This window comes from Streptomyces sp. McG3 (genome assembly GCF_018619185.1).
Taxonomy (GTDB): Bacteria; Actinomycetota; Actinomycetes; order Streptomycetales; family Streptomycetaceae; genus Streptomyces.
Window position 1 is genome coordinate 1 of record NZ_JAAXYC010000461.1, and the last position, 4,597, is coordinate 4,597.

Annotated in this window: 4 protein-coding genes and 1 pseudogene; 3 read left to right on the top strand and 2 right to left on the bottom strand. The window is 70.3% G+C overall.

Going from position 1 to position 4,597, the window contains the following annotated elements; genetic code table 11:
* Together HET64_RS36845 and HET64_RS36850 are read right to left on the bottom strand one after the other, a co-directional pair.
* A pseudogene (locus HET64_RS36845) lies at nucleotides 1-189 on the bottom strand (lactonase family protein); the annotation flags it as partial.
* Nucleotides 190-313: 124 nt separating this feature from the next.
* Nucleotides 314-1,153, bottom strand: coding sequence for a GntR family transcriptional regulator (locus HET64_RS36850; protein WP_215111592.1), 840 nt, complete (start codon nucleotides 1,151-1,153; stop codon nucleotides 314-316).
* A gap of 280 nt (nucleotides 1,154-1,433) precedes the next feature.
* Between HET64_RS36850 and HET64_RS36855 the strand changes: the two genes are divergently transcribed.
* The 3 genes from HET64_RS36855 to HET64_RS36865 are packed head-to-tail and all read left to right on the top strand — an operon-like array spanning nucleotide 1,434 to nucleotide 4,568.
* Nucleotides 1,434-2,702, top strand: coding sequence for an extracellular solute-binding protein (locus tag HET64_RS36855; protein WP_215111593.1), 1,269 nt, complete (start codon nucleotides 1,434-1,436; stop codon nucleotides 2,700-2,702).
* Between the two features lie 40 nt (nucleotides 2,703-2,742).
* Nucleotides 2,743-3,726: a carbohydrate ABC transporter permease gene (locus tag HET64_RS36860; protein WP_215111594.1), complete on the top strand. Its 984-nt coding sequence runs from the start codon at nucleotides 2,743-2,745 to the stop codon at nucleotides 3,724-3,726.
* The gene (locus HET64_RS36865; protein WP_215111595.1) at nucleotides 3,723-4,568 is read left to right on the top strand and encodes a carbohydrate ABC transporter permease; all 846 of its coding nucleotides are present in this window, start codon (nucleotides 3,723-3,725) and stop codon (nucleotides 4,566-4,568) included. Before HET64_RS36860 ends, HET64_RS36865 begins: the two co-directional genes overlap by 4 nt.
* Nucleotides 4,569-4,597 lie beyond the last annotated feature (29 nt).

Here is a 4,597-nt window from a genome sequence, read left to right on the forward strand (position 1 = left end):
GGCCGGCGCGGCGTGGGCGGGGGCGACGGTGGCCAGGGCGGCTCCGGCCAGCAGGCCGCCCAGGAGGCCGCGGCGGCTGGGGAGGCCGGATGCGGGCGCGGATACGGATGCGGGCGCGGATACGGATACGGAAAGGTCACCGGGGCCGGAACGGTCGGGGCCGGAGCTCGGGTGGGGGGCTGGGTTCATGCGAGGCACCTCGTGTGGGGGTTCGGCTGCTTCGGATGCGTCCGCCACCCTGGCCCGCCGGCGGCCGTTCGACAAGAGGTGCAACCAGAGTTGCACCCTGCGCAACGCGACCGGCGGTCGGCGGTCAGCCGCCCGCCTGGATGTCCCCCCTGGTCGAGGAGGCGATGGCGTCGCCGTGCGCGAAGTCGCCGGGCGGGATGCCCGGATGGTGCCCCTCCCGGTCGGGGGTGACCTCGGCCGCCGGGCCGAGCGCGAGCCGGGAGACGATCCGGTAGCGGTCGCCCCGGTAGAGCGAGTGGACGTACTCCACCGGGCGGCCCGCCGTGTCGGAGGTCAGCCGCTCGAAGAGCAGCGCCGGCGACAGCTCCGGCACGTCGAGGAGCCCGGCCTCGGCGCGGGTGACGACGGTGGGCTCGATGGCCTGGACCGCCTCGTGGACGTGCACCCCGTGCGTGGAGCGCAGGTGCTCGTACAGGTCGCCGTTCTCCAGCTCCTGCGCACTGAGGCCCGGCACCAGCTCGGCCCGGATGTGCAGGTGCTCGATGGCCATCGGAGCGCCGTCGACCAGCCGCAGCCGCGCCACGTAGACGATCTCGGCGGCGGGCGACATCCGCAGCTTGCGGCCGACGCGGGCCCCCGCCTGGAGCGTGGTGAACTCCAGCAGCCGGCTCGACCAGGCGCCCGCCGCCTGCGGCACGCTCAGCGCCCGGTCCCCGGCCACCAGCTCCTGGGTGATCTTGGCGGGGGCGACGAACATGCCCCGGCCATGCTCGCGCACCAGGAGCCCGGCGGCGACCAGCTCGTCGGCCGCCGCCCGCACGGTGGGCCGCGACACGCCGAGCAGGGCGCACAGGGCACGCTCCGAGGGGATGGCGTCCCCGGGGCTGCGCGACTCGATCAGCTCCAGGACGGCATCGCGGGTCCGCTCCCGTTTGAGCACCGTCCCCGGCACGTCCGCGTCCACGTTTTCCCCTCCCGGCGAGCCTCATTTTCTTACCAGTTGCCGACCACTGCGGCCGAACTGGCTTGCTGGTCAGGCGAAGTGTAGCGCCATCCATGCGCAGCATGAGGGGCGCCGATACCCACAGATCATCAAATCACCCTGCTGCAAAGGGGGTTGACGACCTCATTGGTCTATGCCACCTTCAACCCCCATCGAGAGGCGAGCTGTCCAGTGGACGCAACTGGTCAGGTGGTCAGGCCTCGTCAGGTCCGTCCGATCCCTTCTGCTTCCGAGGTGAACCATGAAGTACCGCTTGCTCGCCGGTGGGTCCGTGCTCGTCCTGACCGCCGCGCTCAGTGCCTGTGGCTCGTCGTCCGGAACGGACTCCGGCGACGGGGACGGCCGGACGACGGTGGACGTCTGGCTCATGCGTGACAGCGTCTCGGACCGGTTCCGGAAGGAGTTCGCGGCGGACTTCGAGAAACGCCACCCGACGATCGACGTGAAGATCCAGATCCAGGAGTGGGACGGGATCGGCGAGAAGATCACCGCCGCCCTGGCCAGCAACGACGCCCCGGACGTCATCGAGGCGGGCAACACCCAGGTGGCGCAGTTCGCGGAGAGCGGCGGACTGCTCGACCTCAGCGACCGCACCGAGGAGCTGAACGGCGGGGACTGGCTGAGCGGGCTGGCCGAGCCGGGATCCTACGAGGGCAAGCAGTACGGCATCCCGTACTACGCGGCGAACCGGGTGGTCGTCTACCGCACCGACCTCTTCGAGAAGGCGGGCGTCGACGCGAAGGCGATCAAGACCCGTGAGCAGTGGATCGACGCCACCACCCAGCTCAACAAGGGCGGCACGCAGGGCATCTACCTGCCCGGACAGCTGTGGTACGCGCTGGCCGGGTTCATCTGGGACGAGGGCGGCGACCTCGCGACCGAGTCCGGGGAGAAGTGGTCCGGCGCGCTGGACACCCCCGAGGCACTGCGCGGCATGGCGTTCTACAAGGAGCTCCAGGCGCTCGGCAAGGGCCCCAAGGACTCCGACGAGGACGACCCGCCGCAGGCCGAGGTGATGGCCCAGGGGCAGGTGGCGCAGGTCATCCAGACCCCGGGCGGGGCCAAGGTCATCGCGGAGCAGAACCCCGCACTGGCGGGCAAGCTCGCCTTCTTCCCGATCCCGGGCAAGACCGCGGACACCCCGGGCGCGGTCTTCACCGGCGGCTCCGACCTGGTCGTGCCGGCCGCGGCGGCCCACCCCGACGAGGCGGTCTCCTTCATCAAGGAGCTGACCGGGGACACCTGGCAGAAGAAGCTCGCCGTCGCCATGAGCTACGTGCCGAACCGGACCTCGCTGGCGTCCGCCGTGGCCGACGACCCGGGTGCCGCCGCGATGGCGGTCGGCGCGGCCAACGGGCACGCGACGCCCAATACCCCGGGCTGGGCGGCGGTCGAGGCCGAGAACCCGATCAAGGACTACATGACGGCCGTGCTCACCGGGGGCGATCCGGCCAAGGAGGCGGCGAAGGCCTCGGCGGACATCACCCGGGCCATGAACGCCGGCTCCTGACCTCGACCCACTCCGCCCCGACCACGAGAGGAGGCGTGCCGTGCCGGTCGTCGACCAACGGTCCGCACCCCGCGTACCCCGGCGACGTCCCGCCCCGCGCCTCGCCGGGCGCAAGGCCCCGCCCCCGCGGGGCAGGGCGCGGAGCCTCTGGCCGTACGCCCTGATCGCCCCCGCCGTCGGCGGCATGCTGTATCTGCTGGTCTACCCGCTGGTGCGGGCCGTCCTGATCTCGTTCCAGGACTTCCGGCTACGCCAACTGATCTCCGGTGAAGCGGAGTTCGTCGGGCTGCGGAACTACCGGACCCTGCTGACGGACCCCCGCTTCTGGGAGGTGGTGCGCCGCACCTTCCTCTTCATGGCGATCAACGTCGTCCTGATCATGGTGATCGCCACCCTGGTCGCCCTGATGGTGGAACGGCTGGGCCGGATCGGGCGGACGGTGGTGCTGTGTTCGCTGGTGCTGGCCTGGGCGATGCCGGTGGTGGCGGCGACCACGGTGTTCCAGTGGCTGTTCCACTCGGAGTTCGGCATCGTCAACCGCTCGCTGACCTCGCTGGGTTTCGAGTCCTTCGACCGCTACCCGTGGTTCGCCGACGGCACAGCCGCCTTCGCGATCCTGGTGACGCTGATCGTCTGGCAGTCGGTGCCGTTCGCCGCGATCACCCTCTACTCGGCGCTGACCACCGTGCCCCTGGAGCTGTACGAGTCGGCGCGGCTGGACGGAGCGGGCGCGGCGCGGATCTTCCGTTCGGTCACCTTCCCGATGCTGCGGCCGATCTTCCTGCTGGTCGTCTCGCTGGAGGTGATCTGGACCTTCAAGGCGTTCGTCCAGATCTGGGTGATGACGCGGGGCGGCCCGGGCGACGCCACAACGATCCTGCCCGTCTACGCGGTCCAGACGGCGCTCTCCAGCCAGCGGTACGACCTGGGCTCCGCCGCCTCGATGGTCACCGTGGTCCTGATGTCCGGGGTGCTCGTCCTGTACTTCCGCCAGATGCTCCGCCAGGAGGACGAGACCCGATGAACCCGTCTGTCGTACGCCCTCGGCTCCGGCGCCTTCCGCTGAACATCGCCGCCGCCGTGACCGTCGTCGTCTGCCTCTTCCCCGTCTACTGGATGATCTCCACGGCCTTCAAGCCGTCGAAGGAGATCCGGTCCGCCGACCCCCAACTCTTCCCGCACACCTGGACGCTCGACCACTTCCGACGGGCCGTGGAAGCCGATGGATTCGCCCTGTTCTGGCGCAACAGCATCCTGGTCACGCTGGGGGCGGTGCTGCTGGCGCTGCTGGTGGCGCTGGGCGCGGCGTACGCCGTGGCGCGGATGCGGTGGAAGGGCCGGCGGCAGTTCATGCTGATGATCTTCATCGCGCAGATGGCGCCGTGGGAGTCGCTGATCATCCCGATCTACATCATCTCGCGGGACACCGACATGCTCGACCGGCTGCCGACACTGACGTTGATCTACTTCATGATCACGCTGCCGTTCACCGTCGTGGTGCTGCGCGGCTTCATCGGGACGATCCCGCCCGAGCTGGAGGAGGCCGCGCAGGTCGACGGGTGTACGCGGACCGGGGCGTTCTGGCGGGTGGCGATGCCGTTGCTGGCGCCGGGGCTCATGGCGACCTCGCTGTTCGGCTTCATCACCGCCTGGAACGAGTTCGCCTACGCCAACTTCCTGATCATCAAGCAGCAGGACAACCGGACGCTGCCGGTGTGGCTGTCGTCCTTCCAGAACACCTTCGGTACCGACTGGGGCGCCACGATGGCCGCCTCCACCCTCTTCGCGCTGCCCGCCCTGGTGATCTTCCTGCTGCTCCAGCGCCATGTCACGTCCGGCTTCGCCGCCGGCGCCGTCAAGGGCTGAGCAGCGGAAGACGCCCGCCGCCCCCGCCC

What these genes read in the sequence shown, in the direction of transcription:
- HET64_RS36855 (WP_215111593.1), top strand. Translation starts at nt 1,434, where the DNA reads ATGAAGTACCGCTTGCTCGCCGGTGGGTCCGTGCTCGTCCTGACCGCC.
- HET64_RS36865 (WP_215111595.1), top strand. Translation starts at nt 3,723, where the DNA reads ATGAACCCGTCTGTCGTACGCCCTCGGCTCCGGCGCCTTCCGCTGAAC.